The organism is Acinetobacter sp. 5862, from assembly GCF_024494585.1.
In the GTDB taxonomy this organism is placed as follows: domain Bacteria; phylum Pseudomonadota; class Gammaproteobacteria; order Pseudomonadales; family Moraxellaceae; genus Acinetobacter.
Genome location: NZ_JANHGP010000034.1, coordinates 46968 through 67581, shown reverse-complemented (window position 1 = coordinate 67581; position 20614 = coordinate 46968). Strand labels below are relative to the sequence as shown.

At 39.2% G+C, this 20614-nt stretch carries 21 protein-coding genes and 2 tRNA genes; 14 read left to right on the top strand and 9 right to left on the bottom strand.

Going from position 1 to position 20614, the window contains the following annotated elements:
* Positions 1-60 precede the first annotated feature (60 nt).
* The 11 genes from NO346_RS06120 to NO346_RS06070 all read left to right on the top strand — a co-directional run bounded on the left by NO346_RS06120 (position 61) and on the right by NO346_RS06070 (position 9383).
* Entirely contained in the window at positions 61-1437 is a 1377-nt protein-coding gene (locus NO346_RS06120; RefSeq protein ID WP_256414602.1) for a Do family serine endopeptidase, read from the top strand.
* 115 nt (positions 1438-1552) lie between these two features.
* A complete protein-coding gene (locus tag NO346_RS06115) occupies positions 1553-2002 on the top strand; it encodes a thioesterase family protein (RefSeq protein WP_256414601.1) in 450 nt (149 codons plus the stop codon).
* A gap of 157 nt (positions 2003-2159) precedes the next feature.
* A complete protein-coding gene (lepA, locus tag NO346_RS06110; protein WP_087536433.1) occupies positions 2160-3977 on the top strand; it encodes a translation elongation factor 4 in 1818 nt (605 codons plus the stop codon).
* A gap of 70 nt (positions 3978-4047) precedes the next feature.
* Positions 4048-4911, top strand: coding sequence for a signal peptidase I (gene lepB, locus NO346_RS06105; protein ID WP_256414653.1), 864 nt, complete (start codon positions 4048-4050; stop codon positions 4909-4911).
* 24 nt (positions 4912-4935) lie between these two features.
* Positions 4936-5313: a DUF4845 domain-containing protein gene (locus tag NO346_RS06100; protein WP_004661247.1), complete on the top strand. Its 378-nt coding sequence runs from the start codon at positions 4936-4938 to the stop codon at positions 5311-5313.
* The gene (gene rnc / locus NO346_RS06095) at positions 5282-5977 is read left to right on the top strand and encodes a ribonuclease III (RefSeq protein ID WP_256414600.1); all 696 of its coding nucleotides are present in this window, start codon (positions 5282-5284) and stop codon (positions 5975-5977) included. The genes NO346_RS06100 and rnc overlap by 32 nt, the downstream gene beginning before the upstream one ends.
* A gap of 4 nt (positions 5978-5981) precedes the next feature.
* Entirely contained in the window at positions 5982-7007 is a 1026-nt protein-coding gene (era, locus tag NO346_RS06090; protein ID WP_256414599.1) for a GTPase Era, read from the top strand.
* A gap of 26 nt (positions 7008-7033) precedes the next feature.
* Positions 7034-7231, top strand: a complete 198-nt coding sequence (locus NO346_RS06085) for an NF038104 family lipoprotein (RefSeq protein ID WP_005292893.1) — start codon at positions 7034-7036, stop codon at positions 7229-7231.
* Positions 7232-7240: 9 nt separating this feature from the next.
* Positions 7241-7948 (top strand): DNA repair protein RecO, encoded by a 708-nt coding sequence (locus NO346_RS06080; protein ID WP_256414598.1) that lies wholly within the window; start codon positions 7241-7243, stop codon positions 7946-7948.
* A gap of 54 nt (positions 7949-8002) precedes the next feature.
* Positions 8003-8731 carry a pyridoxine 5'-phosphate synthase gene (gene pdxJ, locus NO346_RS06075; RefSeq protein WP_256414597.1) on the top strand — a complete coding sequence of 243 codons (729 nt, stop codon included), beginning with the start codon at positions 8003-8005 and terminating at the stop codon, positions 8729-8731.
* Between the two features lie 4 nt (positions 8732-8735).
* Positions 8736-9383 (top strand): tRNA-(ms[2]io[6]A)-hydroxylase, encoded by a 648-nt coding sequence (locus tag NO346_RS06070; RefSeq protein ID WP_249569885.1) that lies wholly within the window; start codon positions 8736-8738, stop codon positions 9381-9383.
* A 45-nt stretch (positions 9384-9428) separates the two neighbouring features.
* On the opposite strand, the gene NO346_RS06065 is transcribed toward NO346_RS06070, so the two are convergent.
* From NO346_RS06065 to NO346_RS06045, 5 genes are all read right to left on the bottom strand, one after another.
* Positions 9429-9983, bottom strand: coding sequence for a peroxiredoxin (locus tag NO346_RS06065; protein WP_256414596.1), 555 nt, complete (start codon positions 9981-9983; stop codon positions 9429-9431).
* An 85-nt stretch (positions 9984-10068) separates the two neighbouring features.
* Positions 10069-10144, bottom strand: a tRNA-Asn gene (locus NO346_RS06060).
* A gap of 9 nt (positions 10145-10153) precedes the next feature.
* Positions 10154-10229 (bottom strand) — tRNA-Asn (locus NO346_RS06055).
* 146 nt (positions 10230-10375) lie between these two features.
* On the bottom strand, positions 10376-11002 hold the full coding sequence (locus tag NO346_RS06050; protein WP_256414595.1) for a superoxide dismutase: 627 nt from the start codon (positions 11000-11002) through the stop codon (positions 10376-10378).
* A gap of 144 nt (positions 11003-11146) precedes the next feature.
* Positions 11147-11905 carry a Nif3-like dinuclear metal center hexameric protein gene (locus tag NO346_RS06045; protein WP_256414594.1) on the bottom strand — a complete coding sequence of 253 codons (759 nt, stop codon included), beginning with the start codon at positions 11903-11905 and terminating at the stop codon, positions 11147-11149.
* Between the two features lie 190 nt (positions 11906-12095).
* Between NO346_RS06045 and NO346_RS06040 the strand changes: the two genes are divergently transcribed.
* Positions 12096-13280: a trypsin-like peptidase domain-containing protein gene (locus tag NO346_RS06040; RefSeq protein ID WP_256414593.1), complete on the top strand. Its 1185-nt coding sequence runs from the start codon at positions 12096-12098 to the stop codon at positions 13278-13280.
* A gap of 195 nt (positions 13281-13475) precedes the next feature.
* Here the strand turns inward: NO346_RS06040 and NO346_RS06035 are convergent, their stop codons facing one another.
* The 4 genes from NO346_RS06035 to map all read right to left on the bottom strand — a co-directional run bounded on the left by NO346_RS06035 (position 13476) and on the right by map (position 18591).
* Positions 13476-14690: an alginate export family protein gene (locus NO346_RS06035; RefSeq protein ID WP_256414592.1), complete on the bottom strand. Its 1215-nt coding sequence runs from the start codon at positions 14688-14690 to the stop codon at positions 13476-13478.
* A gap of 88 nt (positions 14691-14778) precedes the next feature.
* Positions 14779-16128, bottom strand: a complete 1350-nt coding sequence (locus NO346_RS06030) for an MFS transporter (RefSeq protein WP_087544872.1) — start codon at positions 16126-16128, stop codon at positions 14779-14781.
* A 388-nt stretch (positions 16129-16516) separates the two neighbouring features.
* Positions 16517-17572: an OmpW family protein gene (locus tag NO346_RS06025; protein ID WP_005161091.1), complete on the bottom strand. Its 1056-nt coding sequence runs from the start codon at positions 17570-17572 to the stop codon at positions 16517-16519.
* 194 nt (positions 17573-17766) lie between these two features.
* Positions 17767-18591 (bottom strand): type I methionyl aminopeptidase, encoded by an 825-nt coding sequence (gene map, locus NO346_RS06020; protein ID WP_004661270.1) that lies wholly within the window; start codon positions 18589-18591, stop codon positions 17767-17769.
* A gap of 222 nt (positions 18592-18813) precedes the next feature.
* On the opposite strand from map, the gene rpsB reads away from it, so the two are divergent.
* Both rpsB and tsf read left to right on the top strand, forming a co-directional pair.
* Positions 18814-19566: a 30S ribosomal protein S2 gene (gene rpsB / locus NO346_RS06015; RefSeq protein ID WP_004661273.1), complete on the top strand. Its 753-nt coding sequence runs from the start codon at positions 18814-18816 to the stop codon at positions 19564-19566.
* A 137-nt stretch (positions 19567-19703) separates the two neighbouring features.
* A complete protein-coding gene (gene tsf / locus NO346_RS06010; RefSeq protein WP_087546794.1) occupies positions 19704-20582 on the top strand; it encodes a translation elongation factor Ts in 879 nt (292 codons plus the stop codon).
* The last annotated feature ends 32 nt before the right edge of the window (positions 20583-20614 follow it).

The window sequence follows — 20614 nt, the reverse complement described above, 5'->3', positions numbered from 1 at the left end:
GTTATGATACAAACATAATCTTAATATTCTATAGATCATTAGTACGTAGGTTCTCACTTCATGAAAAGTCGCTATTTACAACAAGGAATGTATGCTGCGGTATTTACAGTTGCTGCAGTACAGGTTAATGCTGCTTCACCAGTAGATTTTTCAAACCTCGTTGAGCAGGTGAGTCCTGCAGTTGTCAGTGTCAATGTTGTAAAAAAGATGACTCAGGAAGAGTTGTTACAGCAACAAGTGCCTGAAATTTTACGACGTTTTTTTGGCAATCAAATCATTATACCTCAGCAACAAGGGCCACAAGAAAAAACTGCATACGGTAGTGCGTTTTTTATTAGTAAAGATGGTTATCTCGTTACAAACCACCATGTGGTTGAAAATGCGTCTCGTATCAGTATTACTTTAAACGATCGACGTGAACTTGATGCAACTTTGGTGGGGAGTGATGAGCGCACTGATGTTGCTGTGCTTAAAGTAAATGGTGCAAATTTCCCAGAATTAAAAATTGGTAACGTAAACCAGTTAAAAGTTGGTGAGCCTGTTTTAGCAATTGGTTCACCTTTTGGCTTTGACTATTCTGCTTCAGCAGGGATTGTGAGTGCTAAATCTCGAAATATGAGTGGTGAAACGTCAGTTCCATTCATTCAAACAGATGCTGCATTAAACCCTGGTAACTCTGGTGGTCCGTTATTTAACCAACATGGTGAGGTGGTTGGTGTTAACTCGCGTATCTTTAGTGGTACTGGGGGTTATATGGGCTTGTCATTCTCTATTCCTATTGATGTCGCGATGGATGTAGTTCAACAGCTTAAAACCAATGGTAAAGTAACTCGTTCATACCTTGGCGTGATGTTGCAAGATATTGATCGTAACCTTGCAGAAGCATACAAATTACCAAAACCAGAAGGCTCGTTGATTAATCAAGTTACACCGAAGTCACCGGCTGAAAAAGCAGGTTTAAAGTCTGGGGACGTGATTTTAAAAATTAATGGTTCTTCTATTTCCCGTACGAGCGATTTGTTAAATGTATTAAATCGCGTAGCACCTAGTCAGACTGTTCAATTAGAAGTATTACGTGATGATAAAGTCCGCACTATTTCTGCAACTTTAGGTACTGCACCAGACGATACGCCAGCCGCTGAGGATAAAAATAATCCAACCAGTGGTCTTGGAATGAGCATTCGTAATTTAACGCCTGAAGAGCAAGCAAAATTGGATGTCCGTGGTGGGATATTGGTGCAGGATGTTAAACGCGGTAGCTTAGCATCATTGTCAAACATTGTTGCAGGTGATGTTATCCTTCAGGTGAATGGTACACCTATTTTAAATAGTCAAATGTTTGTAAAAACAATGGCGGCTCTACCAAAAAATAGTGTTGCTCGAGTAGCTATTATTCGCCAAGGTCAGCGTGCAATTTTAGGTTTACGTTTACCTTAAGCTATTGTCAGTTTTTTTAAAACCACCCTGAAATAGGGTGGTTTTTATTTTGTAATGTATAAGTGTTTAGATTAGTGTATGCGACTGAGCTTGGATTGACGAAATAAGTAGGTTTATGAGTACTATTTTTGATTTGAGAATAACTGTACAGCCTGAACATATTGATGTTTTAGGTCATGTCAATAACGTCATGTATATTCAGTGGATGCAAGATGTCGCAGCAGCGCATATTGAAAAATTAGGTTTAGGTCTAGCTCAATATTTAGAACTCAAACATGCAATGGTGGCGGTAGAGCATCATGTTCAATATCGGAAAGCAGCACTTGAAGGTGAAGAAATCATCTTACGGACATGGTTAGATGATATTAATGCGCTCTATTCCTTTCGTCAGTACGCATTTTACCGTCCAAAGGATCAAAGTATTTTATTCGTGGGGAATACCAAATGGGCGTGTATTGAAATTATAACAGGTCGTCCAAAGCGTATGTCAACGAGTTTTACTCATGCCTACCAGCCAATTGGATCAGGTTTAAATCCGATGGATTTTTCAACTTTATATGAGTAAATCGAAGGACTGAAATCACCATCTAGAGGCTTTGATGGGATAATTATTTTGAATACTTTGAAATGCTGTTCTGCTATAATCCCCAACAATTTTGTTAAACCGCTTTGGCTCATGACTTGTTATAAGTTTCGAGCATTCTATTTTGTTAAGGTAACCCATGGCGCAAGCTAAAAAATCCGTAGATATCAAAAATATACGTAATTTCTCGATTATTGCTCACATTGACCATGGTAAATCAACCTTGGCAGATCGATTCATTCAAATGTGTGGTGGTTTACAAGATCGCGAGATGCAAGCTCAAGTATTAGACTCTATGGAGCTTGAGCGTGAGCGTGGGATTACCATTAAAGCTGCATCGGTAACCTTGTATTACACCCATCCAAATGGTCAAGAGTATCAATTGAACTTTATTGATACACCAGGGCACGTCGACTTTTCTTATGAAGTGTCACGCTCTTTGGCCGCATGTGAAGGTGCGCTTTTAGTCGTCGATGCTGCGCAAGGTGTTGAGGCACAGTCAGTAGCAAACTGCTATACGGCAATTGAGCAAGGGTTAGAAGTTTTACCCATCTTAAATAAGATTGATTTACCTCAAGCTGAACCTGAGCGTGTCATTCACGAAATTGAAGAAATTATCGGGATTGAAGCAACAGATGCACCGACGTGTTCAGCAAAAACTGGTTTGGGGGTTGAAGGTGTTTTAGAGCGCCTAGTTGATGTGATTCCAGCACCAGAAGGTGATCGCGATGCACCTTTACAAGCATTAATTATCGACTCATGGTTTGATAACTATTTAGGAGTTGTTTCTCTCGTTCGAATCAAACAAGGTCGTATCCGCAAGGGCGACAAAATGTTGGTGAAATCAACGGGGCAAACTCACCCAGTTACATCTGTTGGCGTATTCAATCCTAAACATACTGAAACAGATATTCTCGAAGCGGGTGAAGTTGGCTTCGTGATCGCTGGTATTAAAGATATTTTTGGTGCGCCTGTGGGCGATACAATTACTTTGTCGAACACACCAGATGTTGCTATTTTACCAGGTTTTAAAAAGGTTAAACCGCAGGTCTATGCGGGTCTTTTCCCAATTGATGCTAGTGACTTTGAACCATTCCGTGAAGCGCTACAAAAATTACAAATTAATGACTCAGCGCTGTTCTTTGAACCAGAAAGTTCAGATGCTTTAGGTTTTGGTTTCCGTTGTGGCTTCCTAGGCATGCTTCATATGGAAATTGTACAAGAGCGTTTAGAGCGTGAATACGATCTTGATCTAATCAGTTCTGCGCCGACAGTAATTTATGAAGCATTGACTAAAAAAGGCGATATTATTTATATCGACAGCCCATCAAAAATGCCTGATGGTTCAACAGTTGAAGATTTGCGTGAGCCGATTGCAGAGTGTCATATCCTTGTGCCACAGGAATATCTGGGTAATGTCATGACGCTATGTATTGAGCGCCGTGGTGTGCAAAAAGATATGAAATTCTTAGGTAATCAAGTTTCAATCACTTTTGAAATTCCTATGGCAGAAGTGGTCATGGATTTCTTTGATAAGTTGAAATCTTGTTCACGTGGTTTTGCATCTTTAGATTACAACTTCGTGCGTTTTGAGAGTTCAGCTTTAGTTAAGGTTGACGTGTTAATTAATAGCGAAAAGGTGGATGCTCTGGCAATGATTTGCCACCGTCAAGATGCGCGTCATCGCGGTATTGCCTTGGTTGAGAAGATGAAAGATTTGATTCCACGCCAAATGTATGATGTTGCAATTCAAGCGGCAATTGGTGCACAAATCATTGCACGCTCTACCGTAAAAGCCATGCGTAAGAATGTATTGGCAAAATGTTATGGTGGTGACGTTTCACGTAAGAAGAAACTTCTTGCGAAACAAAAGGAAGGTAAGAAACGTATGAAACAAGTAGGAAGTGTTGAAATTCCTCAAGAAGCATTCTTAGCCGTATTGAAAGTGGATAGATAAAGAAAAGATGAGCGAGGTGGTTTTTCGAACCTCGCTACAAGACGAGCAGCTGTGCTGTGAGAGAGGGCGTGTGGATTTTGATTTTAATTTGATTCTGGTACCAGTTACACTAATTTTTTTTCTAGTGTGGTTACTCGATAAATTTGTACTAAAACAACGTGCAAATAAAGGGCGTGATCAGGAAAATTTTGTTATAACGTGGGCATATGATTTTTGGCCCGTGTTAGCACTAGTCTTAATCCTTCGTTCTTTCTTATATGAACCATTTAATATCCCATCTGATTCTATGGTACCTACCTTAGAAACAGGTGATTTTATTTTAGTAAATAAATTTGATTATGGTGTGCGTTTACCGATTGTAAATGCAAAAGTAATTGATGTAGGTGAGCCAAAACGTGGTGAAGTGATCGTATTTCGTTATCCACCACAACCAACCATTAGCTATATTAAGCGTGTGGTGGGTTTGCCAGGCGACCATATTCAGTTTAAAGCTGGACAATTAATTATTAACGGAAAGCAAATTGCTAAAGTCGCAACTGAATTTAAACGTGATAAAGATCAATTAGAAACTCCTACAGTTTATTACTTTAAAGAAACATTAGGTGAACACCAGCATTTAATTCGTTATTTAGATGGTCGTAATCCTTTAGCAGAACAATTTCAATTTGCAAAGTTACGTGGAGCTGACGCACTCGTTCCATTTGTTGCCAAAGAAAATAATGTTTTTATTCAAAGTAATGGGCAGGATTGGGAAGTAACTGTGCCGAAAGGACAGTATTTTGCAATGGGTGATAATAGAGATCAAAGTGCAGACAGTCGTTTTTGGGGATTTGTCCCTGAAGCGAATTTAACTGGTCGCGCTTTTTATATTTGGATGCATAAAGAACCTGGTTTTAACCTGCCAAGTTTCAATCGCAATGGTAAGATTAACTAATAAAAATACATAGGAAGTATGCAGATGCGTAAATCTCAACAAGGGGCATCTTATATCGCAATATTGTTTGGAGTGATTTTATTTGCGATGGCTGTGAAAGCAGCAGTCGCAATTTGGCCAGCTTATTGGGATGATAAAATTATTGATACGCAGATTCAGGAATTATTAAAAGAGAGCCCTGATAATGTGACTCCAGCAAAATTTACTGCTCAAATGGAGCAAAGAATGGAAATGAACAATGTGAGAGACTTACGTTTTCCAAATATTGCTCAAGTGACTTATAAGGACGATTTAGTTGTAAAGAAAAAGTATGAAGTGCGTAAACCCTTCGTATTGAATATTAGTTTAGTTATGAATTTTGAGAAGACTTTTGACCAAAAATCTGCAAAACAAGCTCAATGATACACGGCTGCAAGGTCGAATAGGTTACCAGTTTAAACAGTTTGAATTGTTAAAACTGGCTTTGACCCATCGTTCGGTCAGCCATAAACATAATTATGAACGCCTAGAATTTCTAGGCGATGCATTATTAGGAATGATCGTTGCAAATTATTTGTACAATACCTATCCGTCGGAAAATGAAGGTCGTTTAACGCGAATGCGTGCGACTTTGGTTCGACAAGAAGCATTAGGAAAAATCGCAAATGATTTGCAACTCAGTCGGTCATTAATTTTAAGCACAGGCGAGTTAAAATCAGGTGGACACCACCGAGAGTCAATTCTGGCTGATACGGTTGAAGCCATTATTGGTGCTATTTATTTAGACAGTAATGATCTCAACTTGCTCGAACGCATTGTGTTAAAATGGTATGAACCATATCTTGATCATATCGAACCGACAGATCAGCTGAAAGACCCTAAATCACGTTTGCAAGAGTATTTACAAGCACGTAAAAAACCTCTCCCAGTTTACGAGGTTGTAGATATTCAGGGTGATGCCCCGAATCAACATTTCAAAGTGGAATGTGATGTAGCGGGATTGCCAAAAATTATAGGCGAGGGCTCAAGTCGTCGTTTTGCCGAACAAACGGCAGCGGCAGAGATTTTAAAATTATTGGAGCAATAACCTGATGTCTCATTCAGAAGAAAATAAGCCGGAAGCAACTGAACAGCAAGATGGCAATAATCTAGTTGATCAATTTTTTAGTTCTCAAGGAACGACCATTCCTTCAGATTTCAAAAGCGGTTTTGTTGCAATCGTTGGACGTCCAAACGTGGGTAAGTCAACTTTGATGAACCACATCTTGGGTCAAAAACTATCTATTACTTCACGTAAGCCACAAACCACACGTCATAAGATTGTGGGTATTGACTCGCGTGAGAAATCACAGGCTGTATTCGTAGATACGCCTGGGATGCATAAGAAAGAAGTACGTGCGATCAATAAGATGATGAACCGTGCTGCACATTCTGCATTGCGTGATGTGAATTTGGTTTTATTTGTGGTTGATGCACAAAAGTGGACTCAAAACGATGAATTGGTTTTGGAAAAGCTTAAAAATGCCGATATGCCAGTGATCCTCGTGATCAATAAGCTGGATACATTTGAAAATAAAAATGAGGCTTTACCGCTGATTCGAGAGCGTGCCAAGCTCATGAATTTTGCTGAAATTGTTCCAGTCTCAGCATTACGTGGTGCAAATCTAGATCATTTGCGTGACACGATTGAAAAATATTTGCCATATCAGCCACCTTTGTATTCATTAGATCAAATTACTGATCGTTCTGAGCGTTTCCTTGCGAGTGAGATCATTCGTGAGAAAATAATGCGCCAGTTAGGTGAAGAGCTTCCATATGATTTAACGGTTCAAATTGAATCATTTAAAACCGAAGAAGTAGCAGTAAATGAAAAAACAGGTCGTTTAAAGCCGCCATGTACGTATATTGATGCGACCATTTTTGTAGAACGCCAAGGGCAAAAAGCTATTGTGATTGGCGATAAAGGTGCGAAGCTGAAAAGCATCGGCATGGATGCACGTACAGATATGGAAAAAATGTTTGAGCAAAAAATTATGCTAACGCTTTGGGTAAAAGTCAAAGGTGGTTGGTCTGATGATGAGCGTGCGTTAAAAAGCTTAGGTTATAGCGATATTTAATCGTATTTAAGATAACGGAAACAGGTATGAAAACAACAATCCGTATACTCGCGATTGTGACATGTGTATTCATGTTGCAAGGCTGTATTCACAAGCTTGTGACTGTACCTGTTAAAGTTGCTTATAAGACCACTAAAGGTGTTGTTAAAGGAACTGCTGCGGTTGTTGGCGCAGTGATTCCCGATGGCGATGATGAAGAAAAGGATGAGAAAAAGAAGGACTAGTCTCGTACTATGATGCGCAATGAAGTCCTACATGGTTATTTGATTCATCATCGTAAATATCGTGAAAAAAGCCATATTGTGCATTTATTTACACAAGAATATGGTCGGGTGGATGGGATTCTAAGACAGACCCCACCGCCACAATATCAGCCAATTCGTCTGCAAGCCACGGGCAAATCTGAACTAAAAAACTTCACAAAACTGGAAATTCTGAATCAACCTGTATTCTTTCATGGTGATGCATTTTTTGCTGGTTTTTATTTAAATGAAATTCTATTGCGACTATGTCCCTTAGAAGAGATGATGCCGCAAACATTTGAACAATATCAGTTAATTTTAGTGCTGTTACAGCAATTGGCGACACACGAACAAGCTGCTGTATTTCTTAGGCAGATTTTGCGTCAATTTGAGCATGTACTATTGGTGGAACTTGGCTACGCCATTGATTTCTCAACAGATGCGAGTCAACAAGACATTCAGGTCAACCAGCATTATCAATTTCAGCTCAATGATGGTTTTTTACCAGTTTCGCAAGCTTCGCGTTCAACACTTGATGGTAGATTGATTACATCTATGCAAAGTTATGAAGATGGGCAGGATTTTTCTCACGAACAATTGCAATTATTGGGTAAACTATACCGTCAAATGATTAGCGCCTTGTTGGGTGATCGACCGCTGAAAAGCCGTCAACTTTGGATTCAAAGTACACAAACTTGATATTCCTGATGTATTGAAAATAATGATTCAGGGCTAAACCGATAGGATATTTTTATGGCTGCAATCTTAGGTGTAAACATTGATCATGTTGCGACATTAAGACAAGCACGTGGTACAACTTACCCTGATCCAGTTCAGGCTGCTTTGTTGTGTGAACAGGCTGGTGCTGAGGGGATTACTTTACATTTGCGTGAAGATCGCCGTCATATACAAGATGATGATGTACGTCGTATGCGTCCATTATTAAAAACCCGCATGAATTTGGAATTGGCGGTAACTGATGAAATGGTTGCGTTTGCCAAAGAGATTCAACCCCAGCATGTGTGTTTCGTGCCTGAACGCCGTCAGGAAGTGACCACCGAAGGTGGATTGGACGTGATTGGGCATTTTGAAAAAGTGAAGGCGGCAACTGAAGCACTGAAAGCGATTGGTAGTGATGTGTCTTTGTTTATCGATGCAGATTTTGCACAAATTGACGCAGCCGTCGCATGTGGTGCACCAACCATTGAAATCCATACGGGTGCTTATGCTGATGCCGAGACAGCTGAGCAGCAACAAGCAGAATTAGCTCGTATTATCAAAGGTGCTGAATATGCAGCAGCTAAAGGTTTGGTTGTGAATGCCGGGCATGGTTTGAATTTGGATAATGTGGCAGCAATTGCAGCAATTCCACAAATTTATGAACTCAATATTGGTCATTCGATTATTGCCGATAGTGTATTCGTTGGTTTGACTCAAGCAGTAACAGATATGAAAGCAGCGATTCAGGCTGCTGCGAGATAAGTTGATGAGTAGTGTAAATTATGATGAGTTAATGCAACCTGTCATTGCATTTTTAGGTTGTACCACTCCTCAGGCGTGGCTAGATGAAGCGGTGAATAACCTTGACATCTTAATGCAAGACCATGCCAACTGTGAGAAAAAAGCGGCAAGTACAGCAATGAACCTGATGTTCCGCTATAGCTTTTTTACAGATCTGCAAGTGAAATTGGCGCAATTGGTGCGTGAAGAAATGCTGCATTATGAGCAGGTTTTGGAATTCATGAACAAACGTGGCCAAGAGTGGAAGGGTTTGAGTGCAGGGCGCTATGCAGGTGGATTACGTAAAGAAATCCGTACTTATGAACCTGAAGCATTGATTGATGTGATGATTATTGGCGCATTTGTCGAAGCACGCTCGTGTGAGCGCTTCTATGCGCTGGCACCTGTTGTAGACGATGAACTTGGACGTTACTATCGTTACTTACTTAAATCGGAATCTCGTCATTTTGAGGATTATCTGGCACTGGCATTGGATGTTGCAAAAACTGCCAAACTTAAAGATCCAGAAGAAAATATTCAGCAGCGGATTGAACATATCCGTGAAGTGGAAAAGAATCTAATTTTAACGCCAGATGATACGTTCCGTTTCCATAGCGGTGTGCCTAGTCGCTAAACACACCATTTTTGCATAAATCAATTAAACACGAGGTGTTGTAGACTACTTAGGGTTCTGATCAGCATTTAAAAATTTATAAATATTTTCAAATGGAATGTGGTCGCTAGCATCAGAACCGTAATATGTTTCAATAATATAACCTTGCTCATCAATTAAAAAATCTGCTGGCATAATATCACTTGGATTTTGTAGATTCTTTTTTAAACCCTCAGCCCCAATTATTTTGATGCCTAAAACCCATGAGACGAAATGTCGAAAAACGCTATAAGCAGAGCGTGTCATTGATCGTTCAATACCATAAGCTTTATAGGCGATATTTTCAGGATCGGCGACGATCGTAAAAGGGCGAGGGCGTTTTCTTACAAATTCATTGACTTCTTCATGTGTTGATGAAAAAAATGCAATGATTTCTAAGCCTTCATCCGAAAGTTTTTTATAATGTTGTGTTAATTGGAAAATTCTAAAATTACAAAAAGGACAGTTTGTATCACGGAAAAATGCAAGTAAAGTGCGTTTACCTGAGTCTAGTCGAACTACTTTGCCATGGCTATCTATAAGTTGAAATTTTGGTGCAGTTTCTGGCGATATAAGACGCATTATGATAAGACCATATATTTTAAAAGGTATGCATTGTGTTTAATATAAAAAAGCCCTGATTATTGATCAGGGCTTTTTAGAATCTTGGCTCTTCCACCTGGGCTCGAACCAGGGACCTGCGGATTAACAGTCCGTCGCTCTACCGACTGAGCTATGGAAGAATAGTAGTTTGGCTCTCCAACCTGGGCTCGAACCAGGGACCTGCGGATTAACAGTCCGTCGCTCTACCGACTGAGCTATTGGAGAATCTGATGCGCATTTTAGGGATGAATTTCAGATGCGTCAATAAGAATAATAAATAAAATGAATCGTTTGCTTGATAAATATGCTTTTTAATTTTTAATTATAAAAAAACTGCCCGAAGTGGGCAGTTTTTATTCAAGAAATAAAAATTATTTCTCAACACCTGCTGGTTGACCAGCAAGTTTTGCATTTGCATAGTCCCAGTTCACTAGGCTTTCTAGGAAAGTTGCGATGTATTTTGGACGTAAGTTACGGAAGTCGATGTAGTAAGCATGTTCCCAAACGTCAATGGTTAATACCGCAATTTGACCATGAGCAAGCGGAGTGTCTGCATTTGAAGTTTTGGTAATTGATAATTTACCATTGATTTCATCGGCAACCAACCAAGCCCAACCTGAACCGAACTGAGTTGTTGCAGCAGTGGTAAATTCTTCTGCAAATTTTTCATAGCTACCAAAAGCTTCTTCGATTTTAGCTGCGATTGCGCCTGTAGGCTTGCCACCACCATTTGGTTTCATGCTGTTCCAGTAGAATGTGTGGTTCCAGACCTGTGCAGCATTGTTAAAGATACCTGCTTTAGAAGCATCGCCAGCAGATGCTTTGATGATTTCTTCTAAAGTTTTACCTTCAAGGTCAGTGCCTTTGATTAGGTTGTTTAAGTTAACAACATAAGTATTGTGATGTTTATCGTGATGGTATTCTAAAGTTTCGCGAGTAATGTGCGGAGCTAAGTCATCATAGCCATATGGAAGTGCAGGTAAAGTAATGGTTGTCATGTTCCAATCCTTGCAATTGCTGGGTTTTAAGTTAAGTGGCTCTATTGTAGATGATTCCAAACATAATAGGGCAGTCTTTTAAAGAACGATATACAATAAAGGTTCAATTAAAAACGATAAATAAAATCGGATTCGTCAATTCTATTAAATTGGATTATTTAGTTCAAAATAGATCGTTTCTACAGCAAACTGATTTGTAATTGCTTGAGCAAGACGTTGTACGCCATATCGTTCCGTTGCATGATGACCACAGGCAAAATAATGAACCCCTAATTCTTTAGCTTCATAAAAAGTGCGCTCACTGACTTCGCCAGAAATATAAGCATCACAATCTTTTTCTGCTGCTTTATTAATAAAATCTTGAGCGCCGCCTGTGCAAAATCCTACTTTTTGGATTTGAGTTTTCTCGCTCGGCAAATGAATCACATTAAAATCAAAAATAGCCTGTAAATTTGTTTTAAATTGCTCTGGGCTTAATGGACTTTCCAAATAGCCTATATTTCCAATCGGATGCTTTTCGAATGGATCTAAAGCTTCTAGTTTTTGTAAACCGATTAAGTCTGCAATTGCGGCATTATTGCCAAGTGTGGGATGTGAGTCTAAAGGCAAATGATAGGCGATCAGTGAAATGTTGTTTTGAATGAGTTTTTTAATGCGATTGCCACGCATCCCTGTGATTGGGTAGGGTTCACCTTTCCAGAAATAGCCATGATGAACCAGCAAGGCATCCGCCTGTTGAGCAATTGCCGCATCAATGGCATCTTCAGAGGCAGTGACAGCACAAACAATTTTATTGACTTTGGACTTGCCCTCAATTTGTAGCCCATTCGGTGCATAGTCCTTAAACTCATTTGCTTTTAATGTCTGATTACACCACTGCACAATGTCATGCAAATTTGCCATGCGATTCCTCAAATGCTTTACATCTATACAAGTATCCATAAAACCATATTTTTGAATGTAACTAAAGCTAGACAAAACTTTTTTAACTTTTACATTGCTTTAAATCAATTTACTTTACAATATCTGAAAGTTGTTCTTCTTCAATAAATAAACTTGTCCATAACATAATTTTGCCTAGAGGATAATAAACGTGCGCCGTGCATTTACATGGTTACCTTGGGTTTTACTCGTTGTTGTTATATTTAGTTTTCTGGCTTGGCAGAAATCACATCAGCCGAAACCAACAGTCGCTGCTGATGGCGTCAAAATGCCTGCTGAAAAGGTTGAACCTCTGATTGATACAACTCGAACAGGTGGTGTTGTTTCGTATAGTGCTGCCGTAAAAGTTGCTGCGCCTGCTGTGGTGAATATCTTTACCACTCAGAAAGTGAAACAGATGAATCATCCTTTATTGAATGATCCTGTATTTCGTGAGTTTTTTGGTAATCAAGCCCCTCAACAGCCTCAAAATGAAAATAGTTTAGGTTCAGGTGTTATCGTTCGTGCAGATGGTTATATTCTAACGAATAATCATGTGATAGCTCAGGCAGAGCATATTGTGGTAGCATTGCATGATGGTCGTCGTGCTGAAGCGAAAGTCATTGGTACAGATCCTGATACTGATTTAGCTGTGATTAAAATTGAGTTAGACAAGCTTCCTGTCCTACCGTTTAAACTCAGTGGCAATGAAGTTGGCGATGTTGTACTTGCAATCGGTAATCCATTTGGCGTGGGACAAACAGTTACGCAAGGGATTATTTCGGCGACAGGTCGTTCAGATTTAGGTATCAATACCTATGAAGACTTTATTCAAACTGATGCGGCGATCAATCCAGGTAATTCAGGTGGTGCATTAATTGACGTTGCGGGGAATTTAATCGGCGTAAACACTGCGATTTTCTCTCAATCAGGCGGTTCGTTAGGGATTGGTTTTGCAATTCCAGCGAAAATTTGTCAGCAAGTATTAAATTCAATTTTGAAAGATGGTCGTGTTGTTCGTGGTTGGTTAGGTATTAGCTTAATTCCTAATACCATGGATGAGGACGTATTGGCTGCGAAACCTGTTGGAGTCGTTGTTGCTGATGTCTTGCGTGATGGTCCAGCAGATGCTGCAGGTGTAAAACGCGGCGATAAAATTATTCAAGTCAATAATGAGCAAATTACTTCAGCTTCACATTTAATCAACTATGTTGCATTGCAAGCACCACAAAGTGTGATTGATGTGGTGGTTGAACGCGATGGTAAGCAACAGAGCATGCAAGTTAAAGTTGGAGAGAGAAAAACCCAACAAAACGCGCAGTCGCAATATATCCCATTGCCTAAGCCTCAAGACTAATATGATCTTATGATTTAATTTGAATATGAAAGGCTACTGAGGTAGCCTTTTTATTTATGAAAAGAAAAAAGCTTGCTGATAAAGGTCGATCAGCAAGCTTTTTGCAAATTTTGGAGTTTTTTATTTTTTATTACACCATCGAAATTTGATGATTTGATGACAGTTTTTTTATAATTAGATTACAACGATTCAATATCAGTATTTATAATCCATTTGCAACCATAACTTTTGAGTATCTACAGAAAACTCTTCCGCTTGATAATCTGAGAATTTTGCTAGGGCAGACAAACCTTTAATAGGCAAAGCATGAGAATAAGAAATAGAGAATTCTTGACCATAATTCATATTTTTTTCATCACTACGATATTGATGTAGTTCAGTGCCTAATTTACCTTTATCAAATACATTAAAACTTGATGAAATGTACAAGTCAGTTAAACCATTCACGGGCGTTGCCAAGAATAAGTCAGCCCATCCGTTAAACTTATGTTTAGTCGCTAATGGGGTTTGAAATGCAATTTTTCCATCATCACTACCAAGCACTTCATAGCCAAGTGTGATTTCACCCAGTGCTGAGCCTTTATCCGTGATGCTATAACCTAATTCTAATCCATAATAATCAGCATCATAATTTATAGGTTGTTCAGCATATTCACTTTGTTTGGCATATTCAGCAACGTATCTAAAATTGTTTTTCTTACCTGTTAAGCGTAAGCCATAGGTTTGATTTGACCAAGCACTTAAATCCTCGAAATCCATCAAATACCCATATAGTGTTGCGTTCAACAATGGGTTGTAATTCATTTTAGCTTGAATTAAGTGAATTTGACTGTTTTGTTTACCATCTTGGGCTGCTACAAATTTAGGTTTTACATCTTCACTACCAAAAATAGTATTGACTTGATCAATATAGCCATAATACAAACCAAACTCTTTGCAAGGTTTAATATTTAAGCTAATCGCATCAAAGGTTTGATCATTTTGACGCCAAGCTACGGAGCCTACAAAGCGCTGATTATCTAAATTAATAGCTTGACGACCAATACTTAAATCAAACTTTGGACTATAAGCATATTTTAAATAAGCTTGATTCAATTGTAGGTTTTGAGGATCAGGGACTGTACTGTAGTTTGTTTCAGCATTACGTGTGCTATTGAAATGATCATTAATTTCGACAGTTCCTTCTCCTTGCACAAATGCGCTTAAGCCATGCCAAGAGCCAGTTTCCAGTGAAGGGCGTAGTCTCAAAGTCCAAGCATCAGCATTTTTTAGTTGGTTATCTTGGTCAACTAATTCGTAACGTAGGCGACTATCGAGAGAAAATTGAGTTTGACTTAAAAAGTTATCTGCGGCAAACGTCGTAGTTGTTAAAACACTGAGCATAGCAAAGCTAAGAAGATTCAATTTCATATTGAGACCCCTGAGAGATTATAATTTCTGGATTTAATTTTGATTGTGCAGGGGAAAGGTAAGTTTCCCCGCACTAAGTGAATGATGATTAAGAGGTGATAGAGTTGCGTTCAAGCATAGCTTGGTCAAACAGTTGTTGTTCTTTCGTTTTATGTTCTACAGAGAAGCGGATGAGAATGACACCGAAAGCGGCCACAGTTACAAGACCACCTAAAATCATGAGGCAAGTTTGAACATCTAGTAAGCCTTTAAGTAGGAAGCCTGCTGCAACCGCACCAACATTACCACCAGCCCCAATAATGCCCGCCACACCACCAAGTGCATTACGGTCAATGAAAGGAACTAAAGCATAAGTTGCTCCACAAGACATATGCGTGAATAGCGCGAAGACAGTCATGCTAATAATAGCAAGAGCTACAGTATTCATTTGTGAGAAGAGAATCAGGAACAAGCCTTCACATAAGATAAGAATAAATAATACTTTTGTACGACCATCTAAACCTTTTGAAATCGCAACTTTATCTGAAACAATTCCACCTAAAGCACGAGCGAATAAGGCAAGTAGACCGAAGATACCCGCAGTTAAACCTGCTTCTTTTAAACCCATGTTGAAGTGGTCAACATAGTACATTGCGGCAATGTTATGAATGAAGATTTCGATACCGAAACATGCTGCGTAAGAAACAAATAGAATCCAAACACGATAGTTACGAGCAGCTTGCATTAAGATAGCAACACCACCTTTTTTACCGCTACCAACTTCAACACCGTTTGCACGTAATTCTTTAAAGTCACCTTGTGGACAGTCTTGTGTAAGTTTCCAATAAAGTACACCAACAATTACCATCATAATGCCAGGTACAAGCAACGCAATTCTCCAACCCATTGCTTGTTCAACGCCAAACATCACAATTGCACCGAGAATTAATGGCATGATTGCTTGTGTTGCACCTCCACCCGCATTTCCCCAACCTGCAGAAGCCGCATTGGCTGTGCCAACAACATTAGGTGCAAACATGACACTAGTATGATACTGGGTGATGACGAAGCTCGCACCAATTGCACCAATCAAGAGACGGAAAAACAAGAACGATTCATAAGTATTTGCTGCTGCAACACCGAAAACAGGGATACTGCCAACAATGAGAAGAGCAGTATAGGTTTTGCGTGGTCCATACTTGTCACAGAGTGGGCCAACAATGAGTCGGATCAGAATTGTGATTGCAACCGCAGCGATATTGATGTTTGCGATTTGGTCTTTGGTTAGATTAAATTCACCTTTGATGACTGGCATTAAGGGTGCACAAGCAAACCAAGCGAAGAAACATACAAAGAATGCGAGCCAAGTCATATGAAAAGCACGCATGGCAGGCGTTGAAAAGCTAAATAATTTTATTTCAGTTGCTTTTTTAGCATTTAGATTCATTTTTGAAGACATAACCTTCCCCTGAACTGAACGAAATATATTTTTGCTATGCAATATTTCTGCATACACAAACCGAACAGAACGGACTTCATTGGCCGTCAGCAAATTTTTTTATGAATCATCGTTGATTCATGATGCTTTTTACTAAGCAAGGGGTGTGCCAAAAAATAAATTTGATCAAAATTTAAAATTAACTACATGATTATAAATATATAATTATATTTATAATATTATTTGTATTGATGAATGCTATTTATCAATGAATCTCATATGCTTTATTGATATTTATGTTTCTTCATTATTTCGAAAATGATTGCAATTGGTGCATGTTTTTTATGAATGATGATTTAAAAGGTGGCGATAAATAAAAAAACAGCCGAAGCTGTTTTTAAAGTTTTGTCTAAAAACGATAGCCAACGCCTAAATAAGTAATAAGTGGGTCTATATCAATTTTAGTATTTGCTTGGATCAACTCTTTACCTGTATTGCGGTCAGTCACATAAATTTTTGCTTCATTATTCATTTTTGAATAAGAAACTGACCCAACGGCAAACCAATTTGGATTGAAATCATAAGTTGCGCCTACTGTGACAATCGGAGCAAAAGTATCAGTCGCTTCCAATTCGACAATAGGATCTGCTGATGATGTCTTACCATCTAAGGCAGCTCCTGCTTTGCCGTCATGGATATTTTGGATCATGTGACCAGCTTTTACTAAATCAGATTCTATGCCCGAGTTCATTTTAAGATCATTAAAATAAGCATACATCACACCTGCTCCAACGTAAGGTCGGAATTTATTGACGCCTGATTTACCAAACTGGTAATGGAGTTCTACCGCAGGTAGCCAAGCACGTGCAGTTGCTGCTTTGCCTCCTTGGGTCAGATCTGTGATATGAAGATCCTGTTTTAAGTCAATATCACCTAAAATAGTACTTGCTGATCCACTTAATGGCGCGTATATGTCGCCTTTCCCTTTAATATCAACTTTTGGAGGAATTCCGGCCTTAATCTCTAGAGATAAATTATCAGTAAAGTGATAATTTGCCATAATACCAACGGTATCTACATTGTCTGCTTCTAAACCTGTTCCTTGGCTTTGCCAGTTAGATAATCCTTTAATGGTAGCTGTACCTGTTGCAAGACCCGATACAGTATCGGTTGGCCATAAATTAATCGCACCGTAAACGATAGGATTGGAATCTTTGACTGCTGCATCTAGTACGGCTTGTTTAGACACATCACCTACTTTAGATTGTGTTCCCTCAGCTACAGTCGTATTGATATTAATAGGATTTGCAGAACCTTGTGGCATGGCATGTAACCAACCAGCTGAAAGAGAGAAACGTTTGAAACCATCTCCATCTTTTAAACTAAAATAAGGTGACTCCGCAAAGCTCATAGTGGGTAGGGTTGCAGCAATTCCTACTGCAATGCATAGCATGCGTTTTTTCATAGTGAGGACTCCATGTCCGATTTATAAGGAACTTTTTATTCTGATAAAAATAACGTTTTTTACTAAATGGTTTGTTTAGTTAAAATTTAAAATTGTTATGCTTATGAAGACTTTTGTTTGATTTAGATGAATTAATGAAGAAATTATGAATATGAAAAAAAGCTACCGAAGTAGCTTTTCTTTAACGAAATAAATTACATAAAACGCGATAAATCTTCTTCAGGGCGAGCAGTAAGTACTTCGATGCCTGTTTCTGTTACCAAAATGGTATGTTCATATTGAGCTGAAAGCTTGTGGTCTTTAGTAACCACAGTCCATTTATCACCTAAAAGTTTTGTTTGCCAAACCCCTGCATTGACCATTGGCTCAATCGTAAACGTCATGCCTGCTTCTAAGCGCATACCCGTACCTTTCTGACCATAGTGTAAAACTTGTGGTTCATCATGGAAAACATTGCCAATACCATGGCCACAATATTCACGCACAACACTAAAACGTTCAGACTCAACATATTGTTGGATTGCATGTCCAATATCACCAAGATAGGAGCCGTGTTTAACCGTAGCCATACCACGATACATAGCTTCTTGTGCAACTTGGCAGAGACGATTTGCAAGAATAGAAGTCTCTCCACCGACGATATACATCATGTTGGTATCGCCGTGATAACCATCTTTAATGACTGTTACATCAATATTGAGAATATCACCATTTTTTAAAACTTTACTTTCAGAGGGAATACCATGACAAACGACATGGTTAACTGAAGTACAAATCGAATGTTGAAATGCTGGGCGACCAGGTGCAGCGCCATAGCCAACACATGCTGGAATTGCTTGTTGTACATTTTCAATGTGATTACGACAAATTGTATCAAGTTCTAGGGTATTTACGCCTGCTTTAATATACGGCTTAATCATGTCTAAAATTTCAGCCGCCAGTTTTCCTGCAACACGCATCTTTTCAATTTCTTCGGGCGTTTTGATTAATCGACGAGGAGCTGTATAAGTCGTGTTCATGATCTCTAAAAACTTTTGGTAATTTGCAAGCGTCTATGGTATAAATAGCCGCCTATTTTATCAAATGCTTTTCGTTACAATTTTGCTTATAAAAGTTGTGCGAAAAACTGATGAATAGTTATCAAAAATCCGCACATATATCGACACATTACTCTGGGTGCCTAGCAATAGGTGGAGAATGCGGATATATGGAGGCCTAACCCAAACTTTAAGGTAAAGAAAATGGCAGATTACAACGTAAGCATGCGCGACCTTCTTCAAGCAGGCGCACACTTTGGTCACCAAACTCGTTTTTGGAATCCAAAAATGCGTCAATATATTTTCGGCGCGCGTAACAAAATTCACATCATCAACCTTGAGCATACTGTTCCTGCGTTAAATGATGCTTTGAACTTTGTTAACAATCTTGCAAGCAAAAAGAATAAAGTATTGTTCGTTGGTACTAAACGTGCTGCTTCTAACATCATCCGTGAACAAGCTCAACGTGCTGGTCAACCTTATGTAGATCACCGTTGGTTAGGTGGTATGTTGACGAACTGGAAAACACTTCGCCAATCTATCAACCGTTTAAAAGATCTTCAAACTCAATCTCAAGATGGTACTTTTGCTAAGCTTACTAAACGTGAAGCTTTAGAGCGTACTCGTGAGATGGAAAAACTTGAACGTGCTTTAGGCGGCGTTAAAAACATGGGTGGTTTACCTGACGCATTATTTGTAATCGACGTTGATCACGAAGCGATTGCAATCAAAGAAGCGAAAAACTTAGGTATTCCTGTAATCGGTATCGTTGATACAAACTCTAACCCAGATAACGTTGATTATGTTATTCCTGGTAATGACGATGCGATCCGTGCAGTAACTTTATATGCATCAGCTATGGCAAATGCAATTCTTGCTGGTAAAGAATATGCTCAATCACAAGCGAATGCACAAGCTAAAGGCGATGACGCTGCAAAAGACGCTTCTGAGGCTTAATGCGGTTTGACGCAAGCTTGTCATTTTTGCGACATGTAATGGTGGCAAATTAAGCGTCGAGATTGCAAACGGTCCAGAGTTTCTTTGGGCCGTTTTTGTTGAACAGATTTATTTTCTACCGATTTTAGGAGATCAACATGACTGCAATTACTGCAAGCATGGTAAAAGAATTACGTGACCGTACTGGTCTTGCAATGATGGAATGCAAAAAAGCATTAACAGAGGCAGGCGGTGACATTGAACTTGCGATTGATAACCTTCGTAAATCAGGTCAAGCAAAAGCTGCTAAAAAAGCAGGTAACATTGCTGCTGATGGTGCGATCACTATCATCCAAAACGGTAATAAAGCAATTCTTGTTGAAGTTAACTGTCAAACTGACTTCGTTGCTAAAGACGAAAACTTCAAAAACTTCTCTGATAAAGTTGCTGCTGCTGCACTTGCTGCAAATGAAACTGATGCTGCAAAAATTGCTGAACTTAAGCTTGAAGATGGCGCAACTGTAGAAGAAGCTCGTGTTGCACTGGTTCAAAAAATTGGTGAAAACATTCAAGTTCGTCGTGCTCAAATCGTTGAAGGCGAAAACTTGGCTGTTTATAAGCACGGTTTAAAAATCGGTGTTGTTGTTTCTTACACAGGTGATGCTGACACTGGTAAAGGTATTGCAATGCACGTTGCTGCGTTCAACCCAGTTGCTGTAAATGCAGAAGCTGTTCCAGCTGACTTGATCGCTAAAGAGAAAGAAATTGCTGAAGCGAAAGCGTTGGAATCTGGTAAGCCAGCGAACATCGTTGAGAAGATGGTAAGTGGTTCAGTTGAGAAATACTTGAACGAAGTTGCACTTGACCGTCAAATGTATGTAATCGACAACGACAAGAAAGTTGCTGATGTATTGAAAGCAACGGGTACAGTTGTAGCTCAATTCGTTCGTTTCGAAGTGGGTGAAGGTATTGAGAAGAAAGCTGAAATGAGCTTTGCAGAAGAAGTTGCTGCTGCTCAGGCTGAAGCTGCGAAGTAATTCGTATCTTTTCAAAAAACCCAGCCTTGTGG

Bases quoted from the DNA above. Each gene is read 5' to 3' on its own strand.
- map (WP_004661270.1), bottom strand. From the start codon at position 18,591: ATGAACACGACTTATACAGCTCCTCGTCGATTAATCAAAACGCCCGAA.
- rpsB (WP_004661273.1), top strand. From the start codon at position 18,814: ATGGCAGATTACAACGTAAGCATGCGCGACCTTCTTCAAGCAGGCGCA.
- NO346_RS06045 (WP_256414594.1), bottom strand. From the start codon at position 11,905: ATGGCAAATTTGCATGACATTGTGCAGTGGTGTAATCAGACATTAAAA.
- NO346_RS06035 (WP_256414592.1), bottom strand. From the start codon at position 14,690: ATGAAATTGAATCTTCTTAGCTTTGCTATGCTCAGTGTTTTAACAACT.
- NO346_RS06080 (WP_256414598.1), top strand. From the start codon at position 7,241: ATGATGCGCAATGAAGTCCTACATGGTTATTTGATTCATCATCGTAAA.
- NO346_RS06050 (WP_256414595.1), bottom strand. From the start codon at position 11,002: ATGACAACCATTACTTTACCTGCACTTCCATATGGCTATGATGACTTA.
- NO346_RS06085 (WP_005292893.1), top strand. From the start codon at position 7,034: ATGAAAACAACAATCCGTATACTCGCGATTGTGACATGTGTATTCATG.
- NO346_RS06065 (WP_256414596.1), bottom strand. From the start codon at position 9,983: ATGCGTCTTATATCGCCAGAAACTGCACCAAAATTTCAACTTATAGAT.
- NO346_RS06120 (WP_256414602.1), top strand. From the start codon at position 61: ATGAAAAGTCGCTATTTACAACAAGGAATGTATGCTGCGGTATTTACA.
- NO346_RS06115 (WP_256414601.1), top strand. From the start codon at position 1,553: ATGAGTACTATTTTTGATTTGAGAATAACTGTACAGCCTGAACATATT.
- NO346_RS06025 (WP_005161091.1), bottom strand. From the start codon at position 17,572: ATGAAAAAACGCATGCTATGCATTGCAGTAGGAATTGCTGCAACCCTA.
- lepA (WP_087536433.1), top strand. From the start codon at position 2,160: ATGGCGCAAGCTAAAAAATCCGTAGATATCAAAAATATACGTAATTTC.
- era (WP_256414599.1), top strand. From the start codon at position 5,982: ATGTCTCATTCAGAAGAAAATAAGCCGGAAGCAACTGAACAGCAAGAT.
- NO346_RS06070 (WP_249569885.1), top strand. From the start codon at position 8,736: ATGAGTAGTGTAAATTATGATGAGTTAATGCAACCTGTCATTGCATTT.
- tsf (WP_087546794.1), top strand. From the start codon at position 19,704: ATGACTGCAATTACTGCAAGCATGGTAAAAGAATTACGTGACCGTACT.
- NO346_RS06100 (WP_004661247.1), top strand. From the start codon at position 4,936: ATGCGTAAATCTCAACAAGGGGCATCTTATATCGCAATATTGTTTGGA.
- NO346_RS06030 (WP_087544872.1), bottom strand. From the start codon at position 16,128: ATGTCTTCAAAAATGAATCTAAATGCTAAAAAAGCAACTGAAATAAAA.
- pdxJ (WP_256414597.1), top strand. From the start codon at position 8,003: ATGGCTGCAATCTTAGGTGTAAACATTGATCATGTTGCGACATTAAGA.